At 70.8% G+C, this 12,397-nt stretch carries 13 protein-coding genes; 7 read left to right on the top strand and 6 right to left on the bottom strand.

What is annotated here, in order from left to right:
* Window positions 1–82: 82 nt before the first annotated feature.
* Window positions 83–1,144, top strand: coding sequence for an NAD-dependent epimerase/dehydratase family protein (locus BKN51_RS29165; RefSeq protein WP_101610685.1), 1,062 nt, complete (start codon window positions 83–85; stop codon window positions 1,142–1,144).
* Between the two features lie 72 nt (window positions 1,145–1,216).
* Window positions 1,217–2,020, top strand: coding sequence for an MBL fold metallo-hydrolase (locus BKN51_RS29170; RefSeq protein WP_101610686.1), 804 nt, complete (start codon window positions 1,217–1,219; stop codon window positions 2,018–2,020).
* On the opposite strand, the gene BKN51_RS29175 is transcribed toward BKN51_RS29170, so the two are convergent.
* Genes BKN51_RS29175 through BKN51_RS29185 form a run of 3 tightly spaced genes read right to left on the bottom strand, consistent with a single transcriptional unit; the run spans window position 2,017 to window position 5,124 of the window.
* Window positions 2,017–3,066, bottom strand: a complete 1,050-nt coding sequence (locus tag BKN51_RS29175; RefSeq protein WP_101610687.1) for a sensor histidine kinase — start codon at window positions 3,064–3,066, stop codon at window positions 2,017–2,019. The genes BKN51_RS29170 and BKN51_RS29175 overlap by 4 nt on opposite strands.
* Window positions 3,063–3,761, bottom strand: a complete 699-nt coding sequence (locus tag BKN51_RS29180; protein WP_101613523.1) for a response regulator transcription factor — start codon at window positions 3,759–3,761, stop codon at window positions 3,063–3,065. The genes BKN51_RS29175 and BKN51_RS29180 overlap by 4 nt, the downstream gene beginning before the upstream one ends.
* A 10-nt stretch (window positions 3,762–3,771) precedes the next feature.
* Window positions 3,772–5,124, bottom strand: coding sequence for a hypothetical protein (locus BKN51_RS29185; RefSeq protein WP_101610688.1), 1,353 nt, complete (start codon window positions 5,122–5,124; stop codon window positions 3,772–3,774).
* A 131-nt stretch (window positions 5,125–5,255) separates the two neighbouring features.
* Between BKN51_RS29185 and BKN51_RS29190 the strand changes: the two genes are divergently transcribed.
* From BKN51_RS29190 to BKN51_RS29210, 5 genes are read left to right on the top strand one after another with little or no spacing between them, the layout of a single operon-like run.
* Window positions 5,256–5,912, top strand: coding sequence for a glycosyltransferase family 2 protein (locus BKN51_RS29190; RefSeq protein WP_101610689.1), 657 nt, complete (start codon window positions 5,256–5,258; stop codon window positions 5,910–5,912).
* The gene (locus BKN51_RS29195) at window positions 5,909–6,559 is read left to right on the top strand and encodes a TIGR04282 family arsenosugar biosynthesis glycosyltransferase (RefSeq protein WP_101610690.1); all 651 of its coding nucleotides are present in this window, start codon (window positions 5,909–5,911) and stop codon (window positions 6,557–6,559) included. The genes BKN51_RS29190 and BKN51_RS29195 overlap by 4 nt, the downstream gene beginning before the upstream one ends.
* Window positions 6,556–7,164 carry a methyltransferase domain-containing protein gene (locus tag BKN51_RS29200; protein WP_101610691.1) on the top strand — a complete coding sequence of 203 codons (609 nt, stop codon included), beginning with the start codon at window positions 6,556–6,558 and terminating at the stop codon, window positions 7,162–7,164. The genes BKN51_RS29195 and BKN51_RS29200 overlap by 4 nt, the downstream gene beginning before the upstream one ends.
* Window positions 7,161–8,228: a molybdopterin-dependent oxidoreductase gene (locus BKN51_RS29205; protein ID WP_101610692.1), complete on the top strand. Its 1,068-nt coding sequence runs from the start codon at window positions 7,161–7,163 to the stop codon at window positions 8,226–8,228. Before BKN51_RS29200 ends, BKN51_RS29205 begins: the two co-directional genes overlap by 4 nt.
* Window positions 8,225–8,632 (top strand): hypothetical protein, encoded by a 408-nt coding sequence (locus BKN51_RS29210; RefSeq protein WP_101610693.1) that lies wholly within the window; start codon window positions 8,225–8,227, stop codon window positions 8,630–8,632. The genes BKN51_RS29205 and BKN51_RS29210 overlap by 4 nt, the downstream gene beginning before the upstream one ends.
* Window positions 8,633–8,915: 283 nt before the next feature.
* Here the strand turns inward: BKN51_RS29210 and BKN51_RS29215 are convergent, their stop codons facing one another.
* From BKN51_RS29215 to BKN51_RS29225, 3 genes are all read right to left on the bottom strand, one after another.
* Window positions 8,916–10,379, bottom strand: a complete 1,464-nt coding sequence (locus BKN51_RS29215) for a S1C family serine protease (protein WP_101610694.1) — start codon at window positions 10,377–10,379, stop codon at window positions 8,916–8,918.
* 72 nt (window positions 10,380–10,451) lie between these two features.
* Window positions 10,452–11,534 (bottom strand): galactose-1-phosphate uridylyltransferase, encoded by a 1,083-nt coding sequence (galT, locus tag BKN51_RS29220; RefSeq protein ID WP_101610695.1) that lies wholly within the window; start codon window positions 11,532–11,534, stop codon window positions 10,452–10,454.
* Window positions 11,531–12,331: a DeoR/GlpR family DNA-binding transcription regulator gene (locus BKN51_RS29225; protein WP_101610696.1), complete on the bottom strand. Its 801-nt coding sequence runs from the start codon at window positions 12,329–12,331 to the stop codon at window positions 11,531–11,533. The genes galT and BKN51_RS29225 overlap by 4 nt, the downstream gene beginning before the upstream one ends.
* Window positions 12,332–12,397 lie beyond the last annotated feature (66 nt).

Below are 12,397 nucleotides of genomic sequence, written 5' to 3' on the forward strand. Positions count from 1 at the left end.
GCAGGCCATGAGTTGTGACGATTCCCTGACGTGAGCCGCGGATCCGGGGCCGTCGCCGTCGATCCCCCTTAGCGTCGGGAAGGTGCGAACACTCGTAACCGGCGGGGCCGGGTTCATCGGCTCCCATATCGCCGATCTGCTGTCCGATGAGGGCCACGAGGTCGTCGTCCTCGACAACCTCCTGCGCACCGCCCACGGTTCGTCGCGGCCGCCCGGGTACACCGGACGGCACCGGTTCCTGCGCGGCGACGTCACCGACACGGAGCTGGTCGCCGAGCTGCTGGACGGCGTCGACGCGGTCTGCCATCAGGCGGCCGTCGTCGGACACGGCGTCGATCCGTCCGACGCGCCGTCGTACGCGCTGAACAACGACTACGGGACGGCCGTGCTGCTCGCCGCGATGCACCGCGCCAAGGTCCGGAAACTGGTACTCGCCTCGTCGATGGTCGTCTACGGCGAAGGCCGCTACGAATGCCCCATCCACGGGATCGTCCCACCGTCACCGCGGAAACAGTCCGATGTGGACGCCGGCTGCTTCGAGCCCGCGTGCGCGGATTGCGGCGCCGAACTCGACTGGCGGCTGGTCCCCGAGGACGCGCCGTTGCGGCCGCGAAGCACCTACGCGGCCACCAAGCTCGCGCAGGAACATCTGGCGGCGGCGTGGGCCCGGCAGACCGGCGGAACGGTCTGGGCCATGCGCTACCACAACGTCTACGGGCCCCGGATGCCGCAGAACACCCCGTACGCCGGTGTCGCGTCGCTGTTCCGGTCCTCGCTCCTGCGTGGCGAGGCACCGACAGTGCTGGAGGACGGCAAGCAGCAGCGAGACTTCGTGCACGTCCACGACGTCGCGAGGGCGAACGTCCTCGCGCTGGAAACCGAGGGCCCCGAAGGCGACCTGACGCCGCTGAACATCTGTTCCGGGCAGCCGCACTCGGTCGGCGAACTCGCCGAAGAGCTCGCGAAGGCCTGCGCCGGACCGGCTCCGAAGATCGCCGGTGGCGCGAGGCCGGCCGACGTCCGGCACGTCGTCGCCGATCCGGCCCGCGCCCGGCGGCTGCTCGGCTTCACCGCGCGAACCGGTTTCGCCGAGGGCATCGCCGGGTTCGCCACCGCTGAGCTGCGGGAACCGGTCGGTCTCTGAAACCGGGAACAGACCGCACCCCCGGCCGGTTGTCGTTCCCGGCAACGGAATCGGCTTTTTTTGGGGGTTTTGGTGGGCATCACCGTCGGAGACATCGAGATCGAAGCGCTCGGGGACGGCCTGCTCCGGCTGCCGCTCGCGTTCTTCCCCGGTCTCGACCCGGACGCCCACCCGGACGTCTTCGACGAGGACGGCACCGTGCACGTCCCGACCGGCGCGTACCTGATCCGCGGCAACGGCCGCACGATCCTCGTCGACACCGGCCTCGGCCCGCGCGAGTTCGCCTTCCCCAAGGGAATGACGCCCGCCAAGGGCGACCCCACCCCGCCGATGGGCACCGGTGGCGACCTCGCCGCCGCGCTGGACAAGGCGGGCTGCCCGATCGACGAGATCGACACCGTCTTCCTCACCCACCTGCACAACGACCACATCGGCTGGATCGCCCCCGAAGGCGACCTGACCTTTCCCGGAGCTCAGGTCGTCTTCGGGCAGCTCGACTGGGAGGCCCTGATCGAGCCCGCCGGGACCGGCGAATGGAGTCGTGCCGGCATGGAGACCGCCCGCGCCGCGGGCCTGACCGAGGCGATCAGCGGCGACGACGTCGAGATCGCGCCCGGGATCGTGGCGCGGCACGCCCCCGGCCACACGCCGGGCCACTACGTCCTCGACATCACCGCGGACGATGAGCGCCTGCTGCTGCTCGGCGACGTCCTGCACACGCCCGCGCAGCTGGCGGACACGCGCGTGAGCTTCCTCGGCGACGTCGACCCGGACCTCGCGCTCCGCACCCGGCAGCGGTTCCTCGCCGAAGCGGAAGAGACCGGCGCGATCATCGCGGCGGCCCACTTCCCGGACATGGGTTTCCTGCGGTTCTAGGGCATGGCCAACGGCAGCCGGACCTCGAACCGGCATCCCGGACCGTGATTGCGGACGCCGATCCGGCCGCGATGCGCCTCGACGAGCCCCTTCGCGATCGCCAGCCCGAGTCCGCCGCCGCTCGCCAATCCGCCGCGTTCGGGGGTCCGCGCCGTCGTCCCGCGGAACGCGACGTCGAAGACCCGGCCGATCTCGTCGTCGGGGATCCCGCCGCAACCGTCGGAGACCGCCAGCAGCGCCTCGCCGCCTTCTATCCCGATCTGGACCGCGACCGTCCCATCCGGCGGGGTGTGCCGCACGGCGTTGGACACCAGGTTGCGCACGATCCGCGCCAGTTCCGGATCGCTGCCGGAGACGACCGGCCAGACGTCGGCGTTCTCGACCATCCGCACGCGTTTCTGCTCGGCGAGCGGCGCTTGCGCGGCGACGGCGTCGCTCACGACGTCCCGCAACGGCACGGAGGCCATGGTCAGTCGCAACGCGCCCGCGGTGATCCGCGACAGCTCGAACAGATCCCCGACCATGCCGGACAGCCGCGTGGTCTCGCCGCTGATCCGCCGCGCGTACCCGGTGACCTCGATCGGTTCGGCGACGACACCGTCCGCGACGGCCTCGGCCATCGCCTGGATCCCGGCCAGCGGGCTCCGCAGGTCGTGGCTGATCCACGCGACCAGTTCACGCCGCGACGCCTCGGCCGCGCGCTCCCGTTCCCGTGCCTCCCGCTCCCACACGCTGCGGCGCGCGATCGCGCGGCCGAGCACGAGTGCCGCGGGCACCGTCACCAGCGCGACCAGCAGGCAGACGAGCGTCATCGTGGTCAGCGCGGGGGTGAACATGAACCCGCTGATCCCGAGCACCGCGATCAGCGTCGCGAGCACCGGGATCAGCACGAGGATCGTCATCGTGCTGGCCAGCGAACCGCGCCTGAGCAGGTACAGCGCCAGCCCGCCGAGCAGCACCACCGGCACCGCGAACATCAGCGCGAACGGCAGGATGTGCCAGGCGTGCGCCAGCATCTCGCCGAACGACTCGCCGGAGCCGATCACGGTCGCACCGGGTCGTACCGGTAGCCGACGCCCCAGACGGTGGCGACGCGGACGGGTTTCGCCGGATTCCGCTCGATCTTCTCCCGCAACCGTCTCACGTGGACGGTCACGGTGGACTGGTCGCCGAAGTCCCAGCCCCAGACCTTCTCCAGCAGATCGGCGCGCGAGAACGCCACGCCGGGATGGGCGAGGAAGAACGCGAGGAGGTCGAATTCCCGGCTGGTCAAAGGAAGTTCGGTGCCGCCGAGGGTCGCCTGCCGCGCGGTCATCTGCAGCGAAAGGTCCCCGTCGGTGACCTGACGGGCCGCTGGTTCCGGCCGCGGCATCCGGGCCCGCCGCAGGACCGACGCCACCCGCAACGCGAGTTCCTTGGGGCTGAAGGGTTTCGTGACGTAGTCGTCGGCGCCGAGCTGGAGTCCGGCGATCCGGTTCTCCTCCTCGCCGAGCGCGGTCAGCATCACCACCGGCACCTGGCTCACCTGCCGCAGCCGCCGGCACACCTCGAGCCCGTTGAGCCCGGGCATCATGACGTCGAGCACCACGAGGTCCGGGCCGGTCTCGGAGAACAGCCGCAGCCCCTCGGTGCCGTCCCCGGCGACGTCGACGTCGAAGCCCGCGACCTCCAGATACCGCCGGACGACGTCCCGGACGGTCTCGTCGTCGTCGACCACGAGCACCCGGCCCTGCTCTGTCATGAAGCCCACCTCACCAGCTCGTCAGCACCAGATGGTTCACCACCAGCGCCGTGGCCGCCGACGCGGCGAGCCACCACCGCCGTCCGGGCGACGGCAGCAGCGCCACCGCGGGCAGCAGCCACACCTCGAACGGTAACCAGATGCGTTCGACCTCCGCCTTCGACAGGCCGGACAGATCGGCGAACGCGATCGTCAGCGCCGCGGCCAGCACGATCAGGACGACCGGGTCGCGGAACGACCGTTTCGGCTCGCCAAGGAACGCCGCCCCGGCGCGGCGTGTCCCGGCGATCACGGCCGGGCCGAGCGCGATCAGCACCGCCGCGAGATCCGCCCACACCCAATAGGAGTACGGGCGCAGCGTCGCGATCCCCTGGTAGTAGCGCTCGACCACCAGGTGATAGCCATCGAGCCACCAGAAGCCGGTCAGCGCGAACGCCACCACGACCGCGGCCACCCCGGCCAGGGCGAGGAGCAGGATCCGCCACTGGCGCGTCAGCACGACGACGGCCAGGACGATCACCCCCAGCAGTACGAGGCCGTACGAGAGAAAGAGCCCGAACCCGAGCAGCAGACCGCCGGGGAGCGCGAGGATCCGCCGCCGCGTGGCGAGCGCCAGCAGCGCGATCCCGGTCGCCGTCACCCCGGCGAACAGCCCGTCCGCGGAGACCCCGATCCAGATCGCGCCCGGGGTCAGGACGGCGAACGGCAGGACCGTCCTCGCGGCGTCCTGCCTGCCCAGTGCGGAGAGCGTCACCGGCACCGCGACCACGGCCAGGCAGCCGACCAGCACGACGAGCGTCGACGCCCAGGCGCCGCCGTGCAGGCCGAGCCTGTCGAGCCAGACGAAGACCAGGGTCGCGCCCGGCGGATGCCCGGAGACGTGCGTCGTCCACGAGTCCGGCTGGTAGTCCAGGATGCGCGAGGAGAACTCACTCAGCATCTTCGGGATGTCGGTGATCCCCGGGACTTCGTGCAGGTACTCGTGTTCCGTGGTGAGCCTGCCGGTGAAGCCGCGGGTCCAGCCGTCGATCATCGTCAGCGAGAACGTCCACGCCACCGCGGCCACGTAGCCGAGCGCGAGCAACGGCCGCCAGCGCAGCCGCGCGGCGAGCGAGGGACCTTTGGTGACGACGAGGATCGCGAGCACGACGGCGGCGACCGAGCCCGGACCGACGTGAGGGAGCCACAGCCCGAACAGCGGCGGCGCGAAGGCGTAGATCACCACGCCGGAACCCGGGCGGTTGTAGTAGAGGCCGACGGCGATCGCCGCGGCGACGACGAGCATCGCCAGCGCGACGGCGATCAGGTCGGCGCGGCGACCCGTGCGGACAGGGGCGGTGACAGTGGACATCACCGGCACCATAACCGCGTTCCCGCGCCGCGGCGTCCTTGGAACAAGGTCCGTCAGAACTCGGTAAGAACTTCGCGGATGTCAGGATTCGGTAAGCATCACAAGGGTTCTCGTCCGTCCATTACGGACCTAACGTGCGTTGCGTGAACGATGACCAGGTTGACGTCGTACTTCCCTGTCTCGACGAGGCCGGTGCCCTCCCGGGGGTACTGGCGGCCCTGCCCGCACGCTACCGGGCGATCGTGGTCGACAACGGATCGAGCGACGGTTCCGCCGGGATCGCGGCCGGGCTCGGGGCGAAGGTCGTCCACGAACCCCGGCGCGGCTACGGCGCCGCGGTCCACACCGGGCTGGAGGCGGCCACGGCGGACGTCGTCTGTTTCGCCGACGCCGACGGTTCCCTGGACCTCGCCGAACTGCCGATGCTGGTCGACGGCCTCGCCGGCGCGGAGCTGGCCGTCGGGCGGCGGGTGCCGAGCGGTCCCGGCGTCTGGCCGTGGCACGCGAGAGCGGGCAACGCGCTGGTCTCGTCCCTCTTACGGCGCAAGGGATTGCCGGTTCGCGACATCGCCCCGCTGCGAGCCGTCCGGCGGCGGGCGCTGCTGGATCTCGGCGTCACCGATCGCGCCTTCGGCTACCCGCTCGAACTGCTGATCAAGGCCCAGCGCGCGGGGTGGCGGGTCGCCGAGTTCGACGTCTCCTACGGCGAACGTGCCAAGGGCACGAAGTCGAAGGTCTCCGGCTCGCTGCGCGGGACCCTCCGCGCCACCCGGGATTTCGGGCGGGTGCTGAGCCGATGACCTTCTGCCTGCTGATCGTCGCCAAAGCGCCCGTGCCCGGTTTCGCCAAGACGCGGCTCTGTCCGCCCGCGGAGCCAGAACAGGCCGCCGAGATCGCGGCCGCCTCGCTGCTCGACACCCTCGACGCCGCGCTGCTGACCCCGGGAGCGCGCGTGGTCGTCGCCATGACCGGCGACCTCGGGAAGGCCACTCGCGGCACGGAAATCGCCACCGCACTCCGGGAAACGGAGGTGATCCCCCAGCGCGGCGACGGTTTCGACGTCCGTCTCGTCAACGCCCACGCCGATGCCCGCCGCCCCGGGGAACCGGTGCTGCAAATCGGGATGGACACCCCGCAGGTCACTCCCGCGCTCCTGGCCGAGGCTGCGCAACCTCTGGAAACCGAGGATTCCGTCCTCGGACTCGCGCAGGACGGCGGCTGGTGGGCGCTGGGACTCCAGGATCCCCTGCACGCCAAGGCTCTCGCGGTTGTCCCGATGTCCCGCGAAGACACCGGACTCCAGACCTTGCGCGCGCTGGCGGGCATCGGCCTGAGCCCGGGCATCCTGCCCACACTGTCCGATGTGGACACCATCTCCGACGCGCGTCTCGTCGCGGCGGAGATCCCCGGCGGCCGGTTCGCCCGAGCGGTCGCTGAAGTCCGGTGACCGCCTTCGACCGCGGCCTGCTCGGCCACCGCTGCTGGCTGGAACTGGCGACCGGCGAACGTGTCGACCTGCCGGTGGACCGCTGGACGGCCATTCCCTGCGACGGCGACGACGTCCTCCTCGACGCTTGTGCCGGCCCGACCCTCGACGTCGGCTGCGGCCCCGGCAGGCTCACGGCCGCGTTGTCCGAACGCGGTGTCGCCTCGCTCGGCGTCGACATCTCGGCCACCGCCGTCCGCCTCACCCACGCCCGGGGCGCCGCCGCGCTGCACCGGGACGTCTTCGAGCCCGTCCCCGGCGAGGGACGCTGGCGCCATGTCCTGCTCGCCGACGGGAACATCGGCATCGGCGGCGATCCCCTGCGCTTGCTGACCCGCATGGCGGAACTGATCGCGGACGGCGGGACGGTGCTCGTCGAGCTCGACCCGCCTGGCTGCGGCGTCCGTCAGGACCAGGTCCGACTGGGGCCCGACGGCGGGAACTGGTTCACCTGGGCATGGGTCGGCGTCGAAGCGATCGCCGGACTCGCCGCCCGGAGCGCGTTCCGGGTCGCCTGGGCCACCCGCCGCGGCCACCGCTGGTTCGCCTGCCTGGAGAAAGCATGAACTCACCTTCGCAACGGGTGACGTCCCGGATCGGGCTCGCCCTCGCCGTCACGTTCACCCTGTGCTTCGTCACCGGCCTGATCAGCCATCTCATCCAGCATCCGCCGTCGTGGTTCGGCTGGCCGAGCCGCCCGGTGTGGCTGTACCGGGTCACGCAGGGCACGCACGTCGTCTCCGGGATCGCGTCGATTCCCTTGCTGCTGGCCAAACTCTGGAGCGTCTACCCGAAACTGTTCGAACGGCCGGTGGTCCGCTCCCTGCCGCACGCGCTCGAACGGCTGTCGATCCTGGTGCTGTCCGCGGCCGCCTTCTTCGAACTCGTCACCGGCCTGTTCAACGTCGCGCAGAACTATCCGTGGAACTTCTACTTCCCGCAGCTGCACTACGCGGTCGCGTGGGTGGCGATCGGCTCGATCCTGGTGCACGTCGCGGTGAAACTGCCGATAGTCCGCCGCTCGCTCACCCAGCGACCGGAACCCTCGCGGCGCGCCTTCCTCCGCACGACCTGGCTGGCCGCGGGAGTCGCCGTCGTCGCGACGGCGGGCGCGACGGTTCCGTTGCTGCGTAACGTTTCCGGACTGTCGTGGCGAAGCGACAAGGGACCGCAAGGCCTGCCGGTCAACCGGACGGCCGCGGCGGCCGGTGTCTTGGAAGCGGCAAACGACCCGGATTGGCGCCTTTCGGTGATCACCCCGAAAGGCACGAAAACCTACTCGCTCGCCGAACTCCGCGCGCTTCCCCGGACTTCCGCCGAACTCCCGATCGCGTGTGTCGAGGGCTGGAGCGAATCCGCGCACTGGAGCGGCGTCTCGCTGCCTGAGTTGTTGCGGGACGCCGGAAGCGCGCCGGGCACGCCGGTCCGCGTGTTCTCGCTGGAGAAGGGCGGGATCTACGGGATCAGCGAACTGCCCGGCGAGCACACCGGGGACGGGCTCACCCTGCTGGCACTGGAACTCAACGGCGAGATCCTCGACGCCGACCACGGCTTCCCGTGCCGGATCATCGCCCCGAACCGCCCCGGTGTCTTGCAGACGAAATGGGTCACCCGGTTGGAGACGCTGTGAAAACGTTGCGGCTGCTGCTGTTCCTGCCCGGCCTCGGCGCGCTCGCCTGGGGCGCGGTGCTGTTCGCCGAATACGCGTTCCCGCTGCGCCCGGACGTCTTCGGGACGCTCGGCTGGCTCGCCGGCGGACCGCTGGTGCACGACCTGCTGGTCGCGCCGCTGGTCGGCGCCGCCGGGCTCGTGCTGAGCAGATTCCTCCCGGAACGCTGGAAGACCCCGGTCAAAACGGGCGCGGTCCTCACGGGGGTGCTGACGCTGCTCGCGGTTCCGTTGCTGTGGCGACCTTTCGGCGGCGCCCGGAACCCGGGGCTGCACGATGCCGACACCCTCACCGGCCTGTTGCTCACCCTCGCCGTCGTGTGGCTCGGTGTGCTCGTGGCCGCGCTGTTCCGGAAAACGCGGTAGAGGGGGAAGGGCAAACGTGGGGGCGGGTCGGGGTGTCGCGAAAGCCACTTTCGGGACGTCTGATGTCCCGAAAGTGGCTTTCGCGACACGGCCGCTCGGCATCCAGGCGGCGGGAGCCTTCAGCGCGACCGCAACCGATCGCGAACACGACACCCTTTGCCTTACCCCCGAAAAAGGGCCACGCGCGACCGGGATTGGCAGCCGGTCGCGCGTGGCCTCTGGGTCCGGCCCGCTGGGGGTTCGAGCCGGGGTTTGGTCTCGGCCGCGCACTGCGGCCGAGCGTTTAGTTCGGGGTGACGGGCTGGCCGCCTAGGGTCACCTCGACCACCTTGTCACCGCCGAGGGTGAACTTGACCTTGTCGTTCGGCGCCCGGGTGCGGATCTCGGCGACGAGCGCGTCCGCGTTGGGGATCGACCGGTCGTCCAGCTTCGTCACGACGTCGCCGGATTTGAGGCCCGCCTTCTCCGCGGGGCTGCCCGGCGAGATCTCACCGAGCTGCGCTCCGCCCGTCGGCGCCGTCTGCACTCGCGCGCCGATGAAGGTCTGCGTCGCCTGGCCGGTGTTGATGATGTCGTCGGCCGTGCGGCGTGCCTGGTCGATCGGGATCGCGAAGCCGATGCCGACGTTGCCGCCGCTCTCGCCGCCCTGGCCCTGGCTGGACTTCGGGCTGTAGATCGCCGAGTTGATGCCGATGACCTGGCCCGCCATGTTCGCGAGCGGGCCGCCGGAGTTGCCGGGGTTGATCGCCGCGTCGGTCTGCACCGCCGACATCACGGTGGTCTGGTCACCGTTGCCGCCGGCGCTCACCGGCCGGTTCAGGGCGCTGACGATGCCCGAGGTGACCGTGCCCGCCAGTTCGAACGGCGAACCGATGGCGACCACCGGTTGCCCGACCCGCAGGTCGTCGGACCGGCCGAGCTCCACCGGGGTCAGGCCGCTGACGCCGCTGACCTTCACCACGGCGATGTCCGTCGTGGGGTCGCGGCCGACGACGGTCGCCGTGCCCTTCTTGCCGTCCTGGAACACCGCCTGGATCTGCCCGCCACCGGCGGCGACCTCGACGACGTGGTTGTTGGTCAGCACGTAGCCGTCGGTGCTGAGCACGAAGCCGGAGCCCTCGCCCGCTCCCGATCGGCCGGAGACCTGCAGTTCGACCACGCTCGGCGACAGTTTCTGCGCCACCGATTCGACCGAACCGGCGGGCAGGTTACCCGTCTGCTGGGCGGGCTTCGGCGCGTCGAGCGCGTTCACGGAGGAGCCACCGGAGGAATCCGCGGTCAGGAAGCCGACCGTGCCGCCCGCGACACCACCGACCACCAGCGCGATCGCCGCGACACCGGCGAGCAGCTTGCCCGACGTGGACTTCGAGCCCTGGCGCTGCTGCGGGACCGCGTAGACCGACGGGCCCGGCTGCTGCCCGTACGGCGCCTGCTGCCCCGGGATCTGGTGCCCCTGGGTCTGGTGGGACTGGGCCTGGTGAGACTGGGTGTGCTGGGACGGTATCTGCTGGGAGGGTGTCTGCTGGGGCTGCGCCTGTGCCTGAGGCGACCACGGGTTGTACTGCTGTTCCGGGGTGTAGGCCTGCTGCGCTCCGGTGTGCGGAGCGGCGTGGCCGCCGAGGCCGGTCGCGTCAGGCTGCTGCTGGGCAGGCTGTGCGGCCCAGCTCGCGCTCTGCTCCGCGTCCGGCTGAGCGCCGGCCGGCCGCGCCTGCTCGGCGTTCTGGCCGCTGGGGTCGTTCTCGGTCATGTCTCTACCTTGCGGGATGGTCCTGAGAAGTTCCTGAGCCAAAGCTGTGCATCGCACATGAGTATGGCCCCGTCAGCGGGTGGCTCGCAGCCTTTCGGCGATCTGCTCGGGCGTGGCGTCGTTGATCCACACCGCCATCCCGGACTCCGACCCGGCCAGATACTTCAGCTTGTCCTTGGACCGCAGGACCGAGAACACCTCCAGATGCAGCCAGCCGAGCTCGCGATCGCGTTTGGCGGGCGCCTGGTTCCAGGCCGCGATGTAGGGCAGTGGCCGGTCGTAGAGCCCGTCGCAGCGGCGAAGGACCTCGAGGTAGACGTCGGCGAACTCGTCACGCTCGGCGTCCGACAGCGCGGGGATGTCGGGCACCTGGCGATGCGGCACGATCTGGACCTGCACCGGCCAGCGCGCGGCGGGCGGCACGAACGCCGTCCAGTGCTCGCCCGCGACGACGACCCTCGCCCCGGATTCCCGCTCGGCGGCCAGGACGTCGCCCATCACCGGACGGCCGTGCTCGGCCTCGTAGGCGCGCGCGACCTCCAGCATCCGCTCGGTCTTCGGCGTGACGAACGGGTAGCCGTAGATCTGGCCGTGCGGATGATGCAGCGTCACGCCGATCTCTTCACCGCGGTTCTCGAACGGGAAGACCTGCTCGACACCGTCCATCGCGGACAGTTCGGCGGTGCGGTCGGCCCAGGCGTCGACGACCGCGCGGACCTGCTTCGCCGTCAGCCCGGCGAAGGAGCCATCGTGGTCGCTGGTGAAGCAGACGACCTCACACCGGCCGACACCCGGCGCGACCGGCACCAGCCCCGCGCCGTCCACTGTGGACGCGTCGCCGAGGACGTTGCGCGCGAAGGAAGGGAAGCGGTTCTCGAAGACGGCGACGTCGTAGTCCGGCTCCGGGATCTCGCTGGGCTTCCCGGGTTTGGTGGGGCACAGCGGGCACAGGTCGGCGGGCGGCTTGTACGTCCGCGTCTGCCGGTGCGCGGCCATGGCCACCCATTCCCCGGTCAGCGGATCGCGCCGGATCTCCGACGCCGCCGCGACCTGAGGGAGGTCACGGGTGTCCTCGGCGGTCCGTTCGGGCGCGCCCGGCGAGTCGAAATAGATGATCTCCCGGCCGTCGGCCAGGTGCCTTACCGTGCGCTTCACGCTTCTTCAGCCTCAGCCGTCTCCGCCGTTTCGGCGATCATCAGCTCACCCGCCTGCTCGGTGAGCGTTTCCCTTGCGTTGTCGGTCAGGCCGTCGTCCGAGACGACGACGTCGGCCTCTTCGAGCCCGGCGATGGTGGAGATGCCGACGATGCCCCACTTGGTGTGATCGGCCAGCACGACCAGCTTGCGGCCCGCTTCGACCAGCGCGCGATCGGTTTCGGATTCGGTGAGGTTCGGCGTGGTGAAACCGGGACCGTCGGCCATCCCGTGCACGCCGAGGAAGACGACGTCCAGGTGCAGCGAACGCAGGCTCTGCACGGCGACCGGCCCGACCAGCGCGTCCGACGGGGTGCGGACGCCCCCGGTGAGGACCACCGTGCGATCCGGCTGGTTCGCACCGCGCAGCACGTCGGCGACCTGGATGGAGTTCGTGACGATCGTCAGGCCGGGGACCTCGTCGAGGGCCCGCGCCAGCGTCCAGGTGGTGGTGCCCGCGGAGATGCCGATCGCGGTGCCCGGCCGGACCAGCCCGGCCGCGACGGCGGCGATGGCCTCTTTCTGCGCGCGCTGACGCACGGACTTGGCCTCGAAACCGGGCTCGTCGGTGCTTTTGCCGACGATGGAGGTGGCGCCGCCGTAGACCTTCTCGACCAGTCCTCGCCCGGCGAGCACGTCGAGGTCGCGGCGCACCGTCATATCGGAAACGCCGAGCCTCGCCACGAGGTCGCTGACCCGGACCGCCCCGGTCCGGCGCGCCTCCTCGAGGATCACCGCCTGTCGTTGCCGCGCGAGCACGAAGCCTCCCCTGGATTAACTACACAAAATCCTACACGATCAAACATGGCGCGACGAGCGGATCCA

It is taken from the genome of Amycolatopsis sp. BJA-103, assembly GCF_002849735.1.
Taxonomy (GTDB): Bacteria; Actinomycetota; Actinomycetes; order Mycobacteriales; family Pseudonocardiaceae; genus Amycolatopsis.

Excerpts from the sequence above, each read along its gene's own strand:
- BKN51_RS29180 (WP_101613523.1), bottom strand. The coding sequence starts at position 3,761 with ATGACAGAGCAGGGCCGGGTGCTCGTGGTCGACGACGACGAGACCGTC.
- BKN51_RS29185 (WP_101610688.1), bottom strand. The coding sequence starts at position 5,124 with ATGGTGCCGGTGATGTCCACTGTCACCGCCCCTGTCCGCACGGGTCGC.
- BKN51_RS29195 (WP_101610690.1), top strand. The coding sequence starts at position 5,909 with ATGACCTTCTGCCTGCTGATCGTCGCCAAAGCGCCCGTGCCCGGTTTC.
- BKN51_RS29205 (WP_101610692.1), top strand. The coding sequence starts at position 7,161 with ATGAACTCACCTTCGCAACGGGTGACGTCCCGGATCGGGCTCGCCCTC.
- BKN51_RS29215 (WP_101610694.1), bottom strand. The coding sequence starts at position 10,379 with ATGACCGAGAACGACCCCAGCGGCCAGAACGCCGAGCAGGCGCGGCCG.